This window comes from Pseudomonas sp. FeS53a, assembly GCF_000931385.1.
Taxonomy (GTDB): Bacteria; Pseudomonadota; Gammaproteobacteria; order Pseudomonadales; family Pseudomonadaceae; genus Metapseudomonas; species Metapseudomonas otitidis.
The window spans coordinates 150,147-168,954 of sequence record NZ_JYFT01000075.1 but is presented as its reverse complement, the minus strand read 5'-3'; the positions used below and the strand labels follow the sequence as shown (position 1 = coordinate 168,954).

At 70.6% G+C, this 18,808-nt stretch carries 20 protein-coding genes and 1 riboswitch; of the genes, 18 read left to right on the top strand and 2 right to left on the bottom strand.

Annotated features, from left to right (window positions below; genetic code table 11):
- Positions 1 to 40: 40 nt before the first annotated feature.
- Positions 41 to 1,225, top strand: coding sequence for a thiolase family protein (locus SZ55_RS23500; protein ID WP_044412513.1), 1,185 nt, complete (start codon positions 41 to 43; stop codon positions 1,223 to 1,225).
- A gap of 76 nt (positions 1,226 to 1,301) precedes the next feature.
- On the opposite strand, the gene SZ55_RS23495 is transcribed toward SZ55_RS23500, so the two are convergent.
- Positions 1,302 to 1,508: a DUF6316 family protein gene (locus tag SZ55_RS23495; RefSeq protein WP_044412510.1), complete on the bottom strand. Its 207-nt coding sequence runs from the start codon at positions 1,506 to 1,508 to the stop codon at positions 1,302 to 1,304.
- A 214-nt stretch (positions 1,509 to 1,722) separates the two neighbouring features.
- On the opposite strand from SZ55_RS23495, the gene SZ55_RS23490 reads away from it, so the two are divergent.
- Complete coding sequence (locus tag SZ55_RS23490; RefSeq protein ID WP_044412507.1) at positions 1,723 to 2,676, top strand: DMT family transporter; 954 nt, start codon at positions 1,723 to 1,725, stop codon at positions 2,674 to 2,676.
- 6 nt (positions 2,677 to 2,682) lie between these two features.
- Here the strand turns inward: SZ55_RS23490 and SZ55_RS23485 are convergent, their stop codons facing one another.
- The gene (locus tag SZ55_RS23485) at positions 2,683 to 3,534 is read right to left on the bottom strand and encodes an HDOD domain-containing protein (RefSeq protein WP_044412504.1); all 852 of its coding nucleotides are present in this window, start codon (positions 3,532 to 3,534) and stop codon (positions 2,683 to 2,685) included.
- 121 nt (positions 3,535 to 3,655) lie between these two features.
- On the opposite strand from SZ55_RS23485, the gene ung reads away from it, so the two are divergent.
- The 16 genes from ung (at position 3,656) to SZ55_RS23405 (ending at position 18,784) form a co-directional block, all read left to right on the top strand.
- A complete protein-coding gene (gene ung / locus SZ55_RS23480) occupies positions 3,656 to 4,351 on the top strand; it encodes a uracil-DNA glycosylase (RefSeq protein WP_044412501.1) in 696 nt (231 codons plus the stop codon).
- A gap of 158 nt (positions 4,352 to 4,509) precedes the next feature.
- On the top strand, positions 4,510 to 5,115 hold the full coding sequence (locus SZ55_RS23475) for an outer membrane protein (protein ID WP_044412498.1): 606 nt from the start codon (positions 4,510 to 4,512) through the stop codon (positions 5,113 to 5,115).
- 53 nt (positions 5,116 to 5,168) lie between these two features.
- The gene (locus SZ55_RS23470; protein WP_044412495.1) at positions 5,169 to 5,846 is read left to right on the top strand and encodes a response regulator; all 678 of its coding nucleotides are present in this window, start codon (positions 5,169 to 5,171) and stop codon (positions 5,844 to 5,846) included.
- Positions 5,843 to 7,207 carry an ATP-binding protein gene (locus tag SZ55_RS23465; protein WP_044412492.1) on the top strand — a complete coding sequence of 455 codons (1,365 nt, stop codon included), beginning with the start codon at positions 5,843 to 5,845 and terminating at the stop codon, positions 7,205 to 7,207. The genes SZ55_RS23470 and SZ55_RS23465 overlap by 4 nt, the downstream gene beginning before the upstream one ends.
- A 110-nt stretch (positions 7,208 to 7,317) precedes the next feature.
- On the top strand, positions 7,318 to 7,731 hold the full coding sequence (locus tag SZ55_RS23460) for a VOC family protein (protein WP_044412490.1): 414 nt from the start codon (positions 7,318 to 7,320) through the stop codon (positions 7,729 to 7,731).
- A gap of 55 nt (positions 7,732 to 7,786) precedes the next feature.
- A riboswitch (cobalamin riboswitch) is annotated at positions 7,787 to 8,000 on the top strand.
- Positions 8,001 to 8,056: 56 nt separating this feature from the next.
- Positions 8,057 to 9,925 carry a TonB-dependent vitamin B12 receptor gene (gene btuB / locus SZ55_RS23455; RefSeq protein ID WP_044412487.1) on the top strand — a complete coding sequence of 623 codons (1,869 nt, stop codon included), beginning with the start codon at positions 8,057 to 8,059 and terminating at the stop codon, positions 9,923 to 9,925.
- Positions 9,926 to 10,038: 113 nt separating this feature from the next.
- A complete protein-coding gene (gene cobO, locus SZ55_RS23450; RefSeq protein WP_044412485.1) occupies positions 10,039 to 10,650 on the top strand; it encodes a cob(I)yrinic acid a,c-diamide adenosyltransferase in 612 nt (203 codons plus the stop codon).
- On the top strand, positions 10,650 to 11,939 hold the full coding sequence (locus SZ55_RS23445; RefSeq protein ID WP_152644540.1) for a cobyrinate a,c-diamide synthase: 1,290 nt from the start codon (positions 10,650 to 10,652) through the stop codon (positions 11,937 to 11,939). The genes cobO and SZ55_RS23445 overlap by 1 nt, the downstream gene beginning before the upstream one ends.
- Entirely contained in the window at positions 11,936 to 12,586 is a 651-nt protein-coding gene (bluB, locus tag SZ55_RS23440; RefSeq protein ID WP_044412479.1) for a 5,6-dimethylbenzimidazole synthase, read from the top strand. The genes SZ55_RS23445 and bluB overlap by 4 nt, the downstream gene beginning before the upstream one ends.
- Positions 12,583 to 13,491 carry an adenosylcobinamide-phosphate synthase CbiB gene (gene cbiB, locus SZ55_RS23435; protein WP_044412476.1) on the top strand — a complete coding sequence of 303 codons (909 nt, stop codon included), beginning with the start codon at positions 12,583 to 12,585 and terminating at the stop codon, positions 13,489 to 13,491. Before bluB ends, cbiB begins: the two co-directional genes overlap by 4 nt.
- A complete protein-coding gene (gene cobD / locus SZ55_RS23430; RefSeq protein WP_044412473.1) occupies positions 13,484 to 14,476 on the top strand; it encodes a threonine-phosphate decarboxylase CobD in 993 nt (330 codons plus the stop codon). Before cbiB ends, cobD begins: the two co-directional genes overlap by 8 nt.
- Positions 14,473 to 15,945 carry a cobyric acid synthase gene (locus SZ55_RS23425; RefSeq protein WP_044412470.1) on the top strand — a complete coding sequence of 491 codons (1,473 nt, stop codon included), beginning with the start codon at positions 14,473 to 14,475 and terminating at the stop codon, positions 15,943 to 15,945. Before cobD ends, SZ55_RS23425 begins: the two co-directional genes overlap by 4 nt.
- Positions 15,938 to 16,456, top strand: a complete 519-nt coding sequence (cobU, locus tag SZ55_RS23420; protein WP_044412467.1) for a bifunctional adenosylcobinamide kinase/adenosylcobinamide-phosphate guanylyltransferase — start codon at positions 15,938 to 15,940, stop codon at positions 16,454 to 16,456. The genes SZ55_RS23425 and cobU overlap by 8 nt, the downstream gene beginning before the upstream one ends.
- Entirely contained in the window at positions 16,456 to 17,514 is a 1,059-nt protein-coding gene (gene cobT, locus SZ55_RS23415; RefSeq protein WP_044412464.1) for a nicotinate-nucleotide--dimethylbenzimidazole phosphoribosyltransferase, read from the top strand. Before cobU ends, cobT begins: the two co-directional genes overlap by 1 nt.
- A complete protein-coding gene (gene cobC / locus SZ55_RS23410) occupies positions 17,511 to 18,056 on the top strand; it encodes an alpha-ribazole phosphatase family protein (RefSeq protein WP_044412461.1) in 546 nt (181 codons plus the stop codon). Before cobT ends, cobC begins: the two co-directional genes overlap by 4 nt.
- Positions 18,053 to 18,784 carry an adenosylcobinamide-GDP ribazoletransferase gene (locus tag SZ55_RS23405; protein WP_044412459.1) on the top strand — a complete coding sequence of 244 codons (732 nt, stop codon included), beginning with the start codon at positions 18,053 to 18,055 and terminating at the stop codon, positions 18,782 to 18,784. Before cobC ends, SZ55_RS23405 begins: the two co-directional genes overlap by 4 nt.
- Positions 18,785 to 18,808 lie beyond the last annotated feature (24 nt).

Genomic DNA, 18,808 nt, shown 5'->3' with positions numbered 1-18,808 from the left:
ATGGACACCCGTCCTCCAACCGACAAGAAAGAGGTGCCTCATGCGTGAAGTGGTGATAGTCGACAGCGTCCGGACCGGCCTGGCCAAGTCCTTCCGCGGCAAGTTCAACATGACCCGGCCCGACGACATGGCCGCCCACTGCGTGAACGCGCTGCTGGCACGCAACGACCTGGACCCGGCGCTGGTGGACGACTGCGTGGTCGGGGCCGGCTCCAACGAAGGCGCCCAGGGCCACAACATCGGCCGTAACGTGGCCGTGCTGTCCGGCCTGGGCATCGGCGTCGCCGGCATGACCCTGAACCGCTACTGCTCCTCCGGCCTGCAGGCCATCGCCATCGCCGCCAACCAGATCGCCTCCGGCTGCAGCGACGTGATGGTGGCTGGCGGCGTGGAGTCCATCACCCTGACGCTGAAAAGCATCAACCAGGACAACTTCGTCAACCCGCGCCTGAAGCTGGAACACCCCGGCATCTACTACCCCATGGGCCAGACCGCCGAGATCGTCGCGCGCCGCTACAACGTCAGCCGCGAGGTCCAGGACCTCTACGCCCTGCAGAGCCAGCAGCGCACCGCCCGCGCCCAGGCCGACGGCCTGTTCGCCGACGAGATCGTGCCGATGAACGTCAAGTACGCGGTGGAGGACAAGGCCACCGGCGAGAAGCAGATTCTCGACGGCGTGGTCGACCGCGACGACTGCAACCGCGCCGACACCACCCTGGAGGGCCTGAACAGCCTCAAGCCGGTGTTCTCCGAAGACGGCAGCGTCACCGCCGGCAACTCCTCCCAGCTTTCCGACGGCGCCTCCATGACCCTGCTGATGAGCCTGGACAAGGCCATCGAGCTGGGCCTCAAGCCCCGTGCCTTCTTCCGTGGCTTCACCGTGGCCGGCTGCGAGCCGGACGAAATGGGCATCGGCCCGGTGTTCTCGGTGCCCAAGCTGCTCAAGGCCCGTGGCCTGAGCGTCGACGACATCGACCTGTGGGAACTGAACGAGGCCTTCGCCTCCCAGTGCGTCTACGCCCGTGATCGCCTGGGCATCGACAACGAGAAGTACAACGTCAACGGCGGCTCCATCTCCATCGGCCACCCCTTCGGCATGACCGGCTCGCGCCAGGTCGGCCACCTGGTGCGCGAGCTGCAGCGTCGCGGCAAGCGCTACGGCATCGTCACCATGTGCGTGGGCGGCGGCATGGGCGCCACCGGGCTGTTCGAAGCGGTCCGCTGAGTTCCGGCGGCCCATATGCGCAAAACCCGCTGGAGGGGACTCCAGCGGGTTTCGTCGTTTCAGGGCGGCAGGTCCGTCAGGCGCGGCTGGCGATCATCTCCTTGGCCTGGACCATGCGGCGGATGTAGGAGGTGATCTCCCGCTCGGCATCGGCCCGGGTGAAGTAGGGGCCTTCCAGGGTGCCTTCGCGGGTGGCGAAGAAGTACTGGCCGTTTACCGAGCTGATCCGGTCGCTGCGGTAGTGGGTGCCGGGACCGGCGTCTTCAGTGCGTTGGCCGTACATGCGGGCTCTCCGAAAGCGGCGTACAGATGCCTGGAGTCTAATGCGCCGCCGCTGCGCTGCACGGGCCGGCGATGGACGGTTGTGATCACAGGTGCGGATGGTCGACCGGTACAGTTGTCCGGCAGCCTGGCGGGCGGGTGTAGCTGTCCTGCCGGCCGGGCCCGCCCTAGAATGGCGCACCCGCCGTCCTGCGGGCCCTGCCCTGAGGTTTCCCATGCATGTTTCATCCGGCCGCTGGTTTCTCGGCCTGGTTCTCGCCCTCGTCACTGCGGTGCTCTGGGGCATCCTGCCCATCAAGCTGAAGGAAGTGCTGAAGGTGATGGACCCGGTCACCGTGACCTGGTACCGCCTGGTGGTTTCCGGCTCCCTGCTGTTCCTCTACCTGGCGGCCACGCGCCGCCTGCCGACGTTCCGACCGCTGGGGCGTAAGGGCGGCTGGCTGGTGGCGCTGGCCATCGGCGGCCTGCTGGGCAACTACGTGCTCTACCTGATGGGCCTGCGCATGCTGACGCCGGGCACCACGCAGCTGGTGATCCAGGTGGCGCCGATCCTGCTGTTGCTGGGCAGCCTGTTCGTCTTCAAGGAGCGCTTCAGCCTCGGCCAGGCCCTGGGCCTGCTGGTGCTGGTGAGCGGCTTCGGGCTGTTCTTCAACCAGCGCCTGGAGGAGTTGTTCACCTCCCTGGGCAGCTACACCACCGGTGTGCTGATCGTCCTCGGCGCGGCCTTCGTCTGGACCTTCTACGGGCTGGCGCAGAAGCAGTTGCTGACGGTGTGGAATTCCATGCAGGTGATGATGGTGATCTACCTCGGTTGCGCCCTGCTGCTGACCCCCTGGGTCTCGCCGCTGGAGGCGCTGCAACTGAGCCCGCTGCAGGGCTGGCTGCTGCTGGCCTGCTGCCTGAACACCCTGGTGGCCTACGGCGCCTTCGCCGAGGCCCTGGCCCATTGGGAGGCCTCCCGGGTCAGCGCGACGCTGGCCATCACCCCGCTGGTGACCTTCGCCTCGGTGGCGGTCGCTGCCAGCCTGTGGCCGGACCACGTCCACCCCGAGCAGATCAACGGCCTGGCCTACGGCGGGGCCGTGCTGGTGGTGCTGGGTTCGGCGCTGACCGCCCTGGCACCCTCACTGTTACGCAGCTGGAAGGCCCGCCGCCAGCGGGCCGGGTGATGCCGCTCAGGCGTGGCCCTTGCCGCCCATCAGCTTGAACCAGAACGCCACACCGCTGGCCAGTTCGGTGCGCAGGGTGGCAGCGTCCAGCTGGTCCGCGCGCTCGCCGAGCACCCGTCGCCAGGCCGGTAGCTGGGGCAGGCTCTCGTCGTCCGGCTCGCTGGCGCAGAGGCGGCTGGCCACCTGCACCAGGTCGGCCAGGTCGGCCCGCTCGCCGTGCTGGCGATCCCAGTGGGTGCGATGGCGCGCGCAGTCCACCAGCACCGGGGGCAGCTTCCAAGCGGTCAGCACCACCACGCCGATGTCCGCCGAGAGCTGTTCGCACAGCTGCTCCAGCACGGCTTCTTCGCGGGGGATCTCGGGCCACTGGTCGGCCTCGTCCAGCAGCGGCAGGCTGCCGATGTCCTGCACCAGGCCGGCGAGCATGGCGTCCTCCAGGGAGAGGCGGGTGTAGTCCTGGGCCAGGCAGGCGCAGTAGGCGGCGCAGAGCAGGGCGGTGTTCCAGCGATGGCGGAAGACCTTCTGCAGCACCGGGTCCTGGGTGGTCAGCAGGTTCTGCAGGGTGAAGCTGAGCACCAGGTTGTTCAGGCGCTGCATGCCCAGGCGGGCGATCACCTCCTGCAGGTTCACCCCCGGCCGCAGGTTGCGCAGCAGCGGGGTGGCGGCGAACTGCATCAGGTAGGCCGCCAGCGGCGGGTTGCTGTGCAGCAGGCGCGTCACCTGCTCCAGGGAGGCGTGCTCGGACGAGAGCAGCTTGCGCAGCTGCATCGAGGTCTCCGGCATCTGCGGGACCTTGGCCTCGCCCTTCATGAAGTGGCTGAGCAGCGAGAACTTGAGGCGGTCGTAGCGGTTATCCATGGGGTGTGTCCTTCCTCCCTCCTCAATTGACAAGAGTAGAGGGCATTTCTTAGGGTGCCCGACCACTGGACGGCCGGCCGGCCGTGCTCATGCGCCACGGGCGCCGCAGACGGGATGCACCATGACTGAAAGCGATCGGATCAAGCTCGAGGCAGGCTGGAAAGAAGCCCTGCGCGACGAATTCGACAAACCTTACATGAAAGCGCTGGGAAATTTCCTACGCACTGAGAAGGCTGCCGGAAAAGAGATCTACCCGCCGGGACCGATGATCTTCAACGCCCTCAACTCCACGCCGCTGGACCAGGTGAAGGTGGTGATCATCGGCCAGGACCCGTACCACGGCCCGGGCCAGGCCCACGGCCTGTGCTTCTCGGTGCAGCCGGGGGTGGCCATCCCGCCGTCGCTGCTGAACATCTACAAGGAGCTCAAGCGCGACCTGAACCTCGACATGCCCAGCCACGGCTACCTGCAGAGCTGGGCCGAGCAGGGCGTGCTGCTGCTCAACACCTCCCTCACCGTCGAGCGCGGCCAGGCCGGTTCCCACGCCAACCAGGGCTGGCAGCCGTTCACCGACCGGGTGATCGAAGTGGTCAGCCAGCACCAGCCGCACCTGGTGTTCCTGCTCTGGGGCGCCCATGCCCAGAGCAAGCAGCGGCTGATCGACACCCAGAAGCACCTCGCCCTGCGCTCGCCGCACCCCTCGCCGCTGTCGGCCCACCGGGGCTTCCTCGGCAACGGGCACTTCAGCCGCTGCAACAAGTTCCTCGAGCAGCACGGGCTGGCCCCCATCGACTGGCGCGTCCCGCCTCTGGACTGAGTCACCGCAAGGGCCGCAACCCCGCCCCGGGCCTGATTTCCTGATCGACCGGCTGTTCAGCCGAGGTTCAGAGAGGGTTCAGGGGCGGTTCAGTGACCCGCCTGCATCATGGCTCCCGAGTTCGACACCTACACACGTCAACAAGGGAGAACCCCCCCATGAAAAAGATCCTCAACCCCCTCGCGCTGGCCACCACCCTGGGCTTCACCGCACTGTCCGCCCAGGCCGCCGAGCCGTTCGTGGGCCTGACCTGGGGCCAGACCAACAACAACATCCAGAACTCCTCGGCGCTGAACGCCAACATGGACCACCCGAGCCTGGACAAGGTCATCCACAAGACCGGCACCTGGGGCATCCGTGCAGGCCAGGCCGATGACAAGGGCCGCTACTACGCGACCTACGAGAACTTCTCCGACACCCACAGCGGCAACAAGCTGCGCCAGCAGAACCTGCTCGGCAGCTACGACCTGTTCCTCCCCCTGGGTGACAACAACACCAAGCTGTTCGGCGGTGCCACCCTGGGCCTGGTCAAGCTCGAGCAGGACGGTTCCGGCCTGCGTCGCGACAGCGACATCGGCTACGCCGCCGGCCTGCAGGCCGGTATCCTCCAGGAGCTGAACAAGAACACCTCCATCGAGGCCGGCTATCGTTACCTGCGCACCAACGCCAGCACCGAAGTCGCGCCCCACGGCGGTCCCAAGCTGGGCTCCCTGGACCTGCACAGCAGCTCCCAGGCCTACGTTGGCGCCACCTACAAGTTCTGACCCGCTGCACCCACGGGCCGGGCACCTGCCCGGCCCTCTTCATGGAGACGCTGATGAAACTGCTGGTCGTGGAAGATGAGGCGCTGCTGCGCCACCACCTCTACACCCGCCTGGGCGAGCAGGGCCACGTGGTGGACGCTGTCGCCGATGCCGAGGAGGCGCTGTACCGCGCCGAGGAGTATCACCACGACCTGGCCGTGGTGGACCTGGGCCTGCCCGGCATGAGCGGGCTCGACCTAATCCGCCAGCTGCGCAGCCGCGACAAGACCTTTCCCATCCTCATCCTCACCGCCCGTGGCAACTGGCAGGACAAGGTGGAAGGCCTGGCCGCCGGCGCCGACGACTACGTGGTCAAGCCGTTCCAGTTCGAAGAGCTGGAGGCCCGCCTCAATGCGCTGCTGCGGCGCTCGTCCGGCTTCGTCCAGTCCACCATCGAGGCCGGGCCGCTGGTGCTCGACCTGAACCGCAAGCAGGCGATGATGAACGGCGAGTCCCTCGGGCTCACCGCCTTCGAATACCGCATCCTCGAATACCTCATGCGCCACCACCAGCAGGTGGTCGCCAAGGAGCGGCTGATGGAGCAGCTCTACCCGGACGACGACGAGCGCGACCCCAACGTCATCGAAGTGCTGGTCGGCCGGCTGCGGCGCAAGCTCGAAGGCGACAACGGCTTCCGCCCCATCGACACGGTGCGCGGCCAGGGCTACCTGTTCACCGAGCGCTGCCGATGAGGCGACACCCCCTGGCGGGGTTCTCCCTGCGCCTGCGCTTGATGCTCGGCGCCGCCGGCCTGGCGGTGCTGTTCATGCTGGCGCTGCTGCCAGTGCTCAGCAAAGCCTTCGACACCGCCATGGAGCAGGCCATCGAGAAGCGCCTCGCGGCCGATGCCAGCGCGCTGATCGCCGCCGCCCGCATCGTCGACGGCAAGCTCGACATGCCCGACAAGCTCCCCGACGAGGAATTCGACAACCTCGACGCCCACCAGCTCGGTTTCATCTACGACAGCGACGGCCGCCTGATCTGGCAGTCGCGCTCCTCGCAGGATGAGAGCGTCCACTACATGCCGCGCTACGACGGGCGTGGCCACGAGTTCACCCAGATCCACGACGACCGCGGCCGGCGCTTCTTCGTCTACGACGTCGAGATCGACCTGCTGCGCGGCCAGGCCGCCGCCTTCAGCATCGTCACCATGCAACCGATGAGCGACTATCAGGTGATGCACGACGGCTTCCTCCAACAGCTCTACTTCTGGCTCGGCACGGCCCTGCTGGTGCTGCTGGTGATGCTCTGGTTCGGCCTCACCTGGGGCTTTCGCAGCCTGCGCCGCCTCAGCGAGGAGCTGGACCAGGTGGAGTCCGGCACCCGCGATGCCCTGAGCGATGCCCACCCCCGCGAGCTGCTGCGCCTGACCAAGTCCCTCAACCGCCTGCTGGACAGCGAACGCCGCCAGCGCGAGCGCTACCGCCATTCCCTCGACGACCTGGCCCACAGCCTCAAGACGCCGCTTTCGGTGCTGCAGGGCGTCAGCGAGACCATCGCCACCCGCCCCGGCGACACCGAACCGGCGCGGGTGTTGCGCAACCAGATCGAACGCATGAGCCAGCAGATCGGCTACCAGCTGCAACGGGCCACCCTGCGCAAGAGCGGCCTGGTGCGCCACCGGGTGCAGCTCGCCCCGCTGCTGGACACCCTCTGCGACGCCCTCGACAAGGTCTACCGCGACAAGCGGGTCAGGGTCCTGCGGGACTTCGACCCGAACCTGCAGGTACCCGTGGAGCAGGGCGCCCTGCTGGAGATGCTCGGCAACCTGCTGGAGAACGCCTACCGGCTGTGCCTCGGCACCGTGCGGGTCAGCGCCCGGGAGCACGAGGCCAGTTGCGAGCTGGTGGTGGAGGACGACGGCCCCGGCGTACCGCCGGACCAGCGCGCGCGCATCCTCCAGCGCGGCGAGCGGGCCGACGCCCAGCACCCGGGGCAGGGTATCGGCACCGCCGTGGTGCTGGACATCGTCGAGAGCTTCGAGGGCGAACTGGCCCTGGGCGACTCGCCCCTCGGCGGCGCCGAGTTCCGCATCCGCCTGCCCCGGAACTGAGCGGCGCGCCGACGCCGTTCGCCGGACGGTCATCGACAATCCGGCGGATCGGCGGAGCATGAGGGGGACGCCACGGAGCGTGGCGGAACCCCACAGGGAGGAACCCCCTCATGCGCATCAATGCCTACCTGATCTTCCCCGGCACCTGCCGGGAGGCCTTCACCTTCTACGCCGATGTACTCGGCGGCGAACTCCGGATGATGACCTTCGGCGAAACCCCGGCCGCTGCCCACGTACCCACCGATTGCCACGGACACATCATCCACGCCTGCCTGACCCGCGACGGCCAGTCGCTGATGGCCTCCGACAGCCTGCCCGAGCAGCCCCACGCCGGCATTCGCGGCTGCTCGGTGTCGCTCAACGTCGACAGCATTGCCGAGGCCGAGCGGGTGTTCAGCGGGCTGAGTGCCGGCGGCACCGTGCAGATGCCCCTGGAGCCCACCTTCTGGGCCGTTCGCTTCGGCATGTTCGAAGACCGTTTCGGCGTGCCCTGGATGGTCAACTGCGAGAAGGACGGCGCCTGAACCCTCCCGTCCGGCGCGGCGCGGGCTCGATTGACCCTGTCCCGCCGCGCCACTAAGCTGCGCGCCTGCACCAGGTGCCCCACGGCTTTTGGCCGGTGGGGTGAAACAGGGAAGCCGGTCCATTCCATCAAGAATCCGGCGCTGCCCCCGCAACGGTAGGCGAGTCAACCACCGCATCCAGCCACTGTGCCCACGCATGGGAAGGCGCGGTCGGGGAACCCCAGGTTCCGCTCGCAAGCCCGGAGACCGGCCCGGTGCGAGCGAGCATGGCCACGGCCATGCATCCATCCCTGGAGTCGCGCGGGTGGCGCGACGGAGACCCCACATGCAGTCCCCCGTATCCCGGGCATCCGCCACATGGATGCTGCTCGGCCTCGGTGCCGTTCTGCCGGCCCATGGCGAGCCCCTCGAACTGGCGCCCCAGAGCGTCACCGCCACGCGCACCTCGCAGCCAGTGCGCGCCAGCCTGGCCGCCACCACCGTCATCGACCGCGACGCCATCGAGCGCAGCCAGGCCCGCTCGGTGCCCGAGCTGCTGCGCCAGGTGCCCGGCGTCACCCTCAGCAACAACGGCGGCCCCGGCAAGAACACCACGCTGTTCATGCGCGGCGCCGAGTCCGACCACGTGCTGGTGCTGGTGGACGGGGTGAAGATCGGCGCGGCCAGCAACGGCCTGGCTGCCTTCCAGGACCTGCCGGTGGAGCTGATCGAGCGCATCGAAGTGGTCCGTGGCCCGCGCTCCAGCCTCTACGGCTCCGAAGCCATCGGCGGAGTGATCCAGATCTTCACCCGCCAGGGCAGCGGCGACGGCACCGCCAAGCCCTGGTTCTCCACCGGCTACGGCACCCACGCCAGCTACCAGGGCAGTGCCGGCGTCAGCGGCGGCGGCGAGCAGGGCTGGTACAGCCTGGGCATGAGCAGCCAGGACAGCGACGGCATCGACGCCACCCGCGCGCGCAGCAGCTACCACGAGGGCGACGCCGACGGCTACCGCAACCTCTCCGGCAACCTGCGCGCCGGTTACCGCTTCGACAACGGCCTGGAACTGGACGGCACCCTGCTGCGGGCCAAGGCCCACACTGATCTGGACCTGGTGTCGCGGTCCAGCCCCGGCGGCGGCCGCAATGCCAACGCCGACAACGAGCAGCGTGTCATCGGCGGGCGCGCCCGTTTCAGCCCGGTGGAGCCCTGGGGCATCACCCTCCAGGCCGGGCGCAGCGAAGACCTGTCGCGCACCGAGGCCGGCGGGCAGTTCGACTCGCGCTTCGACACCCGCCGCGACACCGCCTCCTTGCTCAACGAATTCACCCTGGCCGAGGGCCACACCTTCAGCGTCGGCCATGACTGGCAGCAGGACGAAGTGGACAGCTCCACCCGCTTCGACCGCGACTCGCGCCTCAATCGGGGCACCTTCGCTCAGTACCTGGGGGAAGCCGACCGGCATGACTGGCAGCTCGCCCTGCGCCGCGACGACAACCAGCAGTTCGGCCGCCACGACACCGGCAGCGCCGCCTGGGGCTACGCCCTCAGCGAGGCGCTGCGCTTCAGCCTCAGCTACGGCACCGCCTTCAAGGCGCCCACCTTCAACGAGCTGTACTACCCCGACTACGGCAACCCCAGGCTCAAGGCCGAGACCTCCGAAAGCCTCGAAGCGGCGCTGAGCGGCGAACACGACTGGGGGCACTGGTCGGCCAACCTGTTCCGCACCCATGTCGACGACCTCATCGTCCACGATGCCCAGGCCGGCACCGGCCCCTTCGGCGGCCCCAACAACATCGGCAAGGCGCGCATCGACGGCGCCGAGCTGAGCCTCGGCAGCCGCTGGCTCGGCTGGGACTGGAACGCCAACCTGACCCTGCTCGACAGCGTCAACCGCGCCCACGACGGCAACCACGGCAAGCAGCTGCCGCGCCGTGCCCAGCAGGTGTTCAACCTGGACCTGGACCGGCGCATCGGCGCCGTCGGCCTGGGCGCCACCCTGCACGCCGAGGGGCGGCGTTTCGACGACGTGGCCAACGACGACCGCCTGGCCGGCTTCGCCACCCTCGACCTGCGCGGCGAGTACTGGCTGAACGAGGAATGGCGCCTGCAAGCCAAGGTCAGCAACCTCTTCGCGGCCGACTACGAGACCGCCAAGGACTTCAACCAGCCCGGCCAGGCCGTCTACTTCAGCGTCCGCTACCAGGCCCTGTAACCCCTGAACATCCTTGCCGGGTGCGGCGGAAAAGCCTTCGGGCCGCCGCCGCACCCGGCGTAAACTGCGCATCCTTCCGCCGGCGCCCGCGTCGGCCCGAACCGAGGACTCCCATGAGCGAATCCCCCGAACGCGACCAGCGCCACAAGGCGCGCATGCAGCGCAAGAAAGCCCTGATCGACGAGAAGATCGCCCAGGCCCAGGACGAATACGGCCTGCTGCTGGTGCACACCGGCAACGGCAAGGGCAAGAGCAGCTCCGCCTTCGGCATGGTCGCCCGCGCCCTCGGCCACGGCTTCAAGGTGGGCGTGGTGCAGTTCATCAAGGGCGGCATGTCCACCGGCGAGGAGGCCTTCTTCCGCCGCTTCCCCGAAGAGGTGAGCTTCCACGTCATGGGCGAGGGCTACACCTGGGACACCCAGGACCGCCAGCGCGACATCGACAAGGCCCGCGCCGCCTGGGCCGTGGCCCGTGAACTGCTGGACGACCCCGAGGTGGGCCTGGTGGTGCTCGACGAACTGAACATCGCCCTCAAGCACGGCTACCTGGACCTGGAGACCGTGCTCCGCGACATCGAGTCCCGTCCCGAGCACCAGCACGTGGTCGCCACCGGCCGGGGCGCGCCCGAGGCGCTGATCGAGGCGGCGGACACCGTCACCGAGATGAGCCTGGTCAAGCACGCCTTCAAGGCCGGGGTGAAGGCCCAGAAAGGCGTGGAGTTCTGATGACCCGCACCTGCCCCGCACTGCTCATCGCCGCACCCGCTTCCGGCCAGGGCAAGACCACCGTCACCGCCGCCCTGGCGCGCCTGCACGCCCGCCAGGGCCGGCGCGTGCGGGTGTTCAAGTGCGGGCCGGACTTCCTCGACCCGATGATCCTCGCCCGCGCCTCCGGCCACCCGGTCTACCAGCTGGACCTGTGGATGATCGGCGAGGCCGAGAGCCGGCGCCTGCTGTGGGAAGCGGCGGGGGAGGCGGACCTGATCCTCATCGAGGGCGTCATGGGGCTGTTCGACGGCTCGCCGTCCGCCGCCGACCTGGCGCGGCACTTCGGCGTGCCGGTGCTGGGGGTGATCAACGGCGCCGCCATGGCCCAGACCTTCGGCGCCCTGGCCGTGGGCCTGGCCACCTACCAGCCGGACCTGCCGTTCGCCGGCGTGCTCGGCAACCGCGTCGGCAGCCAGCGCCACAGCGACCTGATCCGCGACAGCCTGCCGGACTGGATCCGCTGGTACGGCGCCCTGCCGCGCAGCGCCGAGGTGGAGCTGCCCAGCCGCCACCTGGGGCTGGTGCAGGCCGAGGAGCTGGCCGACCTGGACGCCCGCCTGGACGCCGCCGCCGACGCCCTGGCCGCCAGCGCCGAAGTGGCGCTGCCGCCCGCCGTGGCCTTCGCCGCGCCGGCAGCCGAACCCCTGGAGCCCTGGCTCGAAGGCGTGCGCATCGGCGTCGCCCGTGACACCTCCTTCGCCTTCCTCTACCAGGGCAACCTCGACCTGCTGCAGCGCCTGGGCGCCGAGCTGGTGTTCTTCTCGCCCCTGGTGGACGCCGAGCTGCCGGCGGTGGACAGCCTCTACCTGCCCGGTGGCTACCCGGAGCTGCACCTGCCGCAGCTGGCCGGCAACCCGGCCATGGCCGCCGCCGTCCGCGCCCACCACCAGGCCGGCAAGCCGATCCTCGCCGAGTGCGGCGGCATGCTCTACCTGCTGGAGGCGCTCACCGATGCCGCCGGCCAGTCCGCCGAGCTGCTGGGCCTGCTGCCCGGCCGCGCGGTGATGCAGAAGCGCCTGGCCGCCCTGGCCCTGCAGGAAGCCGCGCTGCCGGAAGGCACCCTGCGCGGGCACACCTTCCACCACTCGCTGCTGGAGTCCCCCGAGGCACCGCTGGTGCGTGGCCTGTGTCCCAACGACAAGCCGGTGGCCGAGGCGGTGTACCGCATTGGCCGGCTGACCGCCTCGTACATCCACTTCTACCTGCCGTCCAACCCCCGGGCGGCTGCGGAGCTGCTGCGCCCATGAGCGACCACGCCTACCGCCCCGAGGACCGCGAGGCGATCTACCGGGTCATCGCCGAGCGTCGCGACATGCGCCACTTCGCCGGTGGCGAGGTGGCGCCCGAGCTGCTGGCGCGGCTGCTGGAGGCCGCCCACCAGGCGCCCAGCGTCGGCCTGATGCAGCCCTGGCGTTTCATCCGCATCCGCGACCGGGCGCTGCGCGAGGCCATCCACGGCCTGGTGGAAGCGGAGCGGGTGCGCACCGCCGAGGCCCTGGGCGAGCGTTCCGACGAATTCATGCGGCTGAAGGTGGAGGGCATCCTTGACTGCGCCGAGCTGCTGGTGGCCGGCCTGATGGACGGGCGCGAAGCCCATGTCTTCGGGCGACGCACCCTGCCGGAAATGGATATGGCTTCGCTGGCCTGCGCCATTCAGAATCTCTGGCTCGCCGCCCGCGCCGAAGGGCTGGGCATGGGCTGGGTCTCGCTGTTCGAGCCCCAGGCCCTGGCCGAGCTGCTGGGCATGCCGCCCGGCAGCAAGCCCCTGGCGGTGCTCTGCCTGGGCCCGGTGGAAGCCTTCTACCCGGCGCCGATGCTGGCGCTGGAAGGCTGGGCGCAGCCGCGCCCGCTGAGTGATCTGCTGTTCGAGAACCATTGGGGACACACGCAATGAGCCTGGGCCTGACCACACTGGTCGCACTGCTGCTGGACGCCCTGTTCGGCGAGCCCCGTCGCGGCCACCCGCTGGTGCTGTTCGGCCGCTGGGCCGAGCGCCTGGAGCGTCGTTTCAATCCGGGTGGACGCGGCTGGCGCAGCCACGGCGTCAGCGCCTGGCTGCTGGCGGTGCTGCCGCCGACGGCGGTGGTCTGGCTGCTGGCCGATATCCCCGGCCTGGGCTGGGTGGTCAGCGTGCTGGCGCTGTATGCCGCCATCGGCCTGCGCAGCCTCAACGAACACGCCGAGCCGGTGGCCCAGGCGCTGGAACAGGGTGACCTGGCCCGCGCGCGGGAGCGGGTCGGCTACATGGTCAGCCGCGACACCCGCGAGCTGGACGACAGCGCCGTGGCCCGCGCCGCCACCGAGTCGGTGCTGGAGAATGGCAGCGACGCGGTGTTCGCCGCACTGTTCTGGTTCGCCGTGGCCGGCGCGCCGGGCGTGGTGCTCTACCGCCTGGCCAACACCCTCGACGCCATGTGGGGCTACCGCAACGCGCGCTTCGAACGCTTCGGCTGGGCGGCGGCGCGCATCGACGACCTCCTCAACTACATCCCCGCGCGCCTGGTGGCGCTGACCTACGCCGTGCTCGGCAAGACGGCGCTGGCCCTGCAGTGCTGGCGCCAGCAGGCGCCGCTGTGGGACAGCCCCAACGCCGGCCCGGTGATGGCGGCCGGCGCCGGTGCGCTGGGCGTGCAACTGGGCGGGCCGGCGATCTACCACGGCGAGCTGCACGAGCGGCCGCGCCTGGGGGAGGGCGAGCCCGCCCGCGCCGCCGACATCCAGCGTGGCATGGACCTGGTGCGCCAGGGCGTGATGCTCTGGGTCGCCGTACTGATCGTCGGAGGGTGGCTCCTTGCTTGAACATGGCGGACGGCTGCGCCTCGCCGCGCAGCGCTATCGCATTCCCGAAGGCGACTGGCTGGACCTCTCCACCGGCATCGCCCCCTACGGCCTGACCCTGCCGCCGATCCCCGCTCAGGCCTGGGCCCGCCTGCCGGAGCGGGACGACGGCCTGGAAGACGCCGCCCGCGACTACTACGGCGCCTGCGGGCTGCTGCCGGTGGCCGGTTCCCAGGCGGCGATCCAGGCCCTGCCGCGCCTGCGCAAGCGCAGCCAGGTGGGCATCATCTCGCCGTGCTACGCCGAGCATGCCGCCGCCTGGCGCCGTGAAGGCCACCGCCTCGAAGAGATCAGCGAAGCCGGCGCCCGCCGTGCCGTGGACCGCCTCGACGTGCTGCTGGTGGTCAACCCCAACAACCCCACCGGGCAACGCTTCACCCCGGACCTGCTGCTGGACTGGCATGGCCGCCTGGCCGAGCGCGGCGGCTGGCTGGTGGTGGACGAGGCGTTCATGGACGTCACCCCGGAGCAGAGCCTGGCCACTGCCAGCCACCTGCCGGGGCTGATCGTGCTGCGCTCCTTCGGCAAGTTCTTCGGCCTGGCCGGCCTGCGCCTGGGCTTCGTGCTGGCCGAGGGGCGGCTGCTGGGCGAGCTGGACGAACTGCTCGGTCCCTGGACCGTCAGCGGCCCGGCCCGCGCCCTGGCCCGGGGCCTGCTGGAAGACCGCGCCGGCCAGGCCCGGCAGCGCGAGCGCCTACTGGCCGACGGGCAGCGCCTGGAGGCCCTGCTGGCCGGCCACGGCCTAGTGCCCACCGGCGGCTGCGCGCTGTTCCAGTGGGTGGCCATGCCCCACGCCAAGGTGCTGCACGAATACCTGGCGGCGCGGGGCATCCTCACCCGGCTGTTCACCGCACCGCCCAGCCTGCGCTTCGGCCTGCCGCCGGACGAGGCCGGCTGGCGCCGCCTCGACGAGACGCTGGCCGGCTTCAACCAGGAGTTCGCATGACCACCCTCATGGTGCAGGGCACCACCTCCGACGCCGGCAAGAGCACCCTGGTGACCGCGCTGTGCCGCTGGCTCAAGCGCCAGGGCGTGGCGGTGGTGCCGTTCAAGCCGCAGAACATGGCGCTGAACAGCGCGGTGACCGCCGACGGCGGCGAGATCGGCCGCGCCCAGGCGGTGCAGGCCCAGGCCTGCGGGCTGGCGCCGCACACCGACATGAACCCGGTGCTGCTCAAGCCCAACAGCGACACCGGCGCCCAGGTGATCATCCACGGCCGCGCCGTCACCTCGATGAACGCCGTGGCCTACCACGACTACAAGAAGGTCGCCCTGCAGGCGGTGCTGGCCTCCCACCAGCGTCTGCAGGCGGGCTACCAGGTGGTGATGGTGGAGGGCGCCGGCTCCCCGGCGGAGATCAACCTGCGCGCCAACGACATCGCCAACATGGGCTTCGCCGAGGCGGTGGACTGCCCGGTGATCCTCATCGCCGACATCGACCGGGGCGGCGTGTTCGCCCACCTGGTGGGCACCCTGGAACTGCTCTCGGACAGCGAGCAGGCGCGGGTGAAGGGCTTCGTCATCAACCGCTTCCGGGGCGACATCGCCCTGCTGCAACCCGGCCTCGACTGGCTGGAGCAGCGCACCGGCAAGCCGGTGCTGGGGGTGCTGCCGTACCTCACCGACTTCCACCTGGAGGCCGAGGACGCCATCGACCGCCGCCAGGCCGACAAGACCGGCGAGGTGCTGCGGGTGGCGGTGCCGGTGCTGCCGCGCATCAGCAACCACACCGATTTCGATCCCCTGCGCCTGCACCCGCAGGTGCAGCTCACCTTCGTCGCACCGGGGCAGCCGCTGCCACCGGCGGACCTGGTCATCCTCCCCGGCTCCAAGAGCGTGCGCGCCGACCTGGCGCGGCTGCGCGAGCACGGCTGGGACCGCGCCCTGGCCCGTCACCTGCGCTACGGCGGCAAGGTGCTGGGCATCTGCGGCGGCTACCAGATGCTCGGCCGGCGCATCGCCGATCCCCATGCCCTGGAAGGCCCGGCGGGGGAGAGCGAGGGCCTCGGCCTGCTGGAACTGGACACCGTGCTGGAGCCGGAGAAGCAACTGCGCAACGTGCGCGGTCGCCTGAGCCTGGGCGACGTGCTGGTGCCGGTGAGCGGCTACGAGATCCACGCCGGCGTCAGCCAGGGCCCGGCCCTGGAGCGCCCCGTCGCCCAGCTGGAGGATGGCCGCTGTGACGGTGCCCTGAGCCCGGACGGCCAGGTGCTCGGCACCTACCTGCACGGCCTGTTCGAAGGCGCCGAGGCCCGCGAGGCGCTGCTGCGCTGGGCCGGCCTGGAGCAGGTGCAGGCCGTGGACTACCCGGCGCTGCGCGAACGCGACATCGAGCGCCTGGCCGATCAGGTCGAGCGCCACCTGGACACCGACCTGCTGCGCCGCCTCTGCGGCCTGGAGCCTGCCCATGGCTGAACTGATCCTCGGCGGCGCCCGCTCGGGCAAGAGCCGCCTGGCCGAACGACAGGCGGCCGACTCCGGCCTGGCGGTGGTGTACATCGCCACCAGCCAGCCGCTGGATGGCGAGATGAGCGCCCGCGTCGCCCATCACCGCGCCCGCCGGCCCGACCACTGGGGCCTGGTGGAGGAGCCTGTGGAACTGGCCCGCGTGCTGCGCGAGCACGCCAGTGCCGGCACCTGCCTGCTGGTGGACTGCCTGACCCTCTGGCTCACCAACCTGCTGATGCTGGAGGACGATGCGCGCCTGGCCGCCGAGCGCGATGCGCTGCTGGCCTGCATCGCCGAGCTGCCCGGCCGCGTGCTGCTGGTGAGCAATGAAACCGGCCTGGGGGTGGTGCCCCTGGGTGAACTGACCCGGCGCTACGTGGACGAGGCGGGCTGGCTGCACCAGGCCCTGGCCGAGCGCTGCACCCGCGTGACCTTCACCGTCGCCGGCCTGCCCATGCTGTTGAAGGGAGCTTCCTGATGAACACCGACGCCTGGTGGCTGGCCGCCTGCCAACCCGAAGACGCCTCCGCCCGCGACCTGGCCCTCGCCCGGCAGGACCAGTTGACCAAGCCCCGTGGCGCCCTGGGCCGCCTGGAGGACGTGGCCGTGACCCTGGCGGCCCTGCAGGGCCGCGAGCGTCCGCGCATCGAGCGACCCTGGTTCACCGTGTTTGCCGGTGACCACGGCGTGGTGGCCGAGGGCGTGTCGGCCTATCCCCAGGCGGTGACCGGCGAGATGCTGCGCAACTTCGTGCGCGGCGGCGCCGCCATCAGCGTGCTGGCCCGCACCCAGGGCGCACCGCTGGAGCTGGTGGACCTGGGCACCGCCGTCCCCATCGAGTCGCTGCCCGGTGTGCTGCACCTGAACCTCGGGCCGGGCACGGCGAACTTCGCCCAGGGCCCGGCGATGAGCGAGGCCCAGTGCCACGCCGCGCTGGCGGCCGGTCGCGACAGCGCCGAGCGTGCCCGTGCCGAAGGTGCCGACCTGTACCTGGGCGGCGAGATGGGCATCGGCAACACCACCACTGCCAGTGCCCTGGCCGCCGCCCTGACCGGCACCTCCGCCACCACCCTGGCGGGCCCCGGCACCGGCCTGGACGCGGCGGGCGTGCAGCGCAAGGCCCAGGTGATCGACCAGGCCCTGGCCCTGCACCGGGCTCACTGCGAGGCTCCCCTGGAGGCCCTGCGGCGCCTGGGCGGCTTCGAGCTGGCGGCCCTGGCGGGCGCCTACCTGGCCTGTGCCCAGCACGGCATCCCGGTACTGGTGGACGGCTTCATCTGCAGCGTTGCCGCGCTCTGTGCCGTGCGCCTCAACCCCGCGTGCCGCCCCTGGCTGTTGTTCGCCCATCGCTCCGCCGAGCCGGGCCACCTGGCGGTGCTGGAGGCGTTGGGCGCCGAGCCGCTGCTGGACCTGGGCCTGCGCCTGGGCGAGGGCAGTGGTGCGGCGGTGGCCTTGCCGCTGCTGCGCCTGGCCTGCGAGCTGCACGGCGGCATGGCCACCTTCGCCGAGGCGGCCGTCTCGGACCGCCCGGCATGAGCCTGGTCATCGACCTGCTGCGCCATGGCGAGACGGAGCGCGGGGGCGGCTTTCGCGGCAGCCTCGACGATGCCCTGACCGCCACCGGCTGGACGCAGATGCGCGCAGCCGTGGAAGGCGCCGGGCCCTGGACGCGGATCGTCAGCTCGCCGCTGCAGCGCTGCGCCACCTTCGCCCGCGAGCTGGCGGAGCGGCTGGCGCTGCCCCTGGCCTTCGACGAGGACCTGCGCGAGCTGCATTTCGGTGACTGGGAAGGGCGCAGTGCGGCCGAGCTGATGGAAACCGACGCCGACGGGCTCGGTGCCTTCTGGAACGATCCCTATGCCTTCACCCCGCCCAACGGTGAGCCGCTGGAGGCCTTCGAGGCACGGGTGCTGGCGGCCCGCCAGCGGCTGCTGGAGGGCGGCGATGGGCCGGTGCTGGTGGTCAGCCATGGCGGGGTGATCCGCCTGTTGCTGGCGCAGGCCCGGGGCCTGCCTCGGCAGCAGCTGATGAGCGTCGAGGTGCCCCACGCCTCGCTGCAACGGATCGTGCTGCCATGACGCCGTTGCTGATCGCCCTGCAGTTCCTCACCCGCCTGCCGGTGCGCCTGCCGGGCATGCCCGAGCCGCAGCAGATCGGTCGCTCGCTGCTGTTCTACCCGCTGGTGGGCGCGCTGCTCGGCCTGTTGCTGCTCGGCCTGGAGTGGCTGCTGGGTGACACCGCGCTGCTGCTCAAGGCGGCGCTGCTGCTGGCCGCCTGGGTGGCCCTGAGCGGTGGTCTGCACCTGGATGGCCTGGCCGATACGGCGGACGCCTGGGTCGGCGGCTACGGCGACCGCGAGCGCACCCTGGCGATCATGAAGGACCCGCGCAGCGGCCCCATCGCGGTGGTGGTGCTGGTGCTGGTGTTGCTGCTGAAGTTCGCCGCGCTGGTGGCGTTGCTGGAGCAGGGCCCCATCGCCGCGCTGCTGCTGGCGCCCTGGCTGGCGCGTGGCCTGCTGCCGCTGCTGTTCATGACCACCCCCTACGTGCGCCCGGGCGGGCTGGGCCAGGCCCTGGCCGAGCACCTGCCGCGCCAGGCGCTACCCTGGGTGCTGGGCGCCCACGCGCTGCTGGGCCTGGTGTTCGGCTGGGTGGCGCTGGTGTCGCTGGCGGCGGCCCTGGCCGTGTTCGCCGTGTGGCGGCGCGGCCTGATGCGCCGGCTGGGCGGCACCACCGGGGACACTGCCGGAGCGCTGGTGGAGCTGGTGGAGGTGGCGGTGCTGGTGGCGGTGGTGCTGCTGGCCTGAGCACCGGGGCCGCGCGGCCCCGGT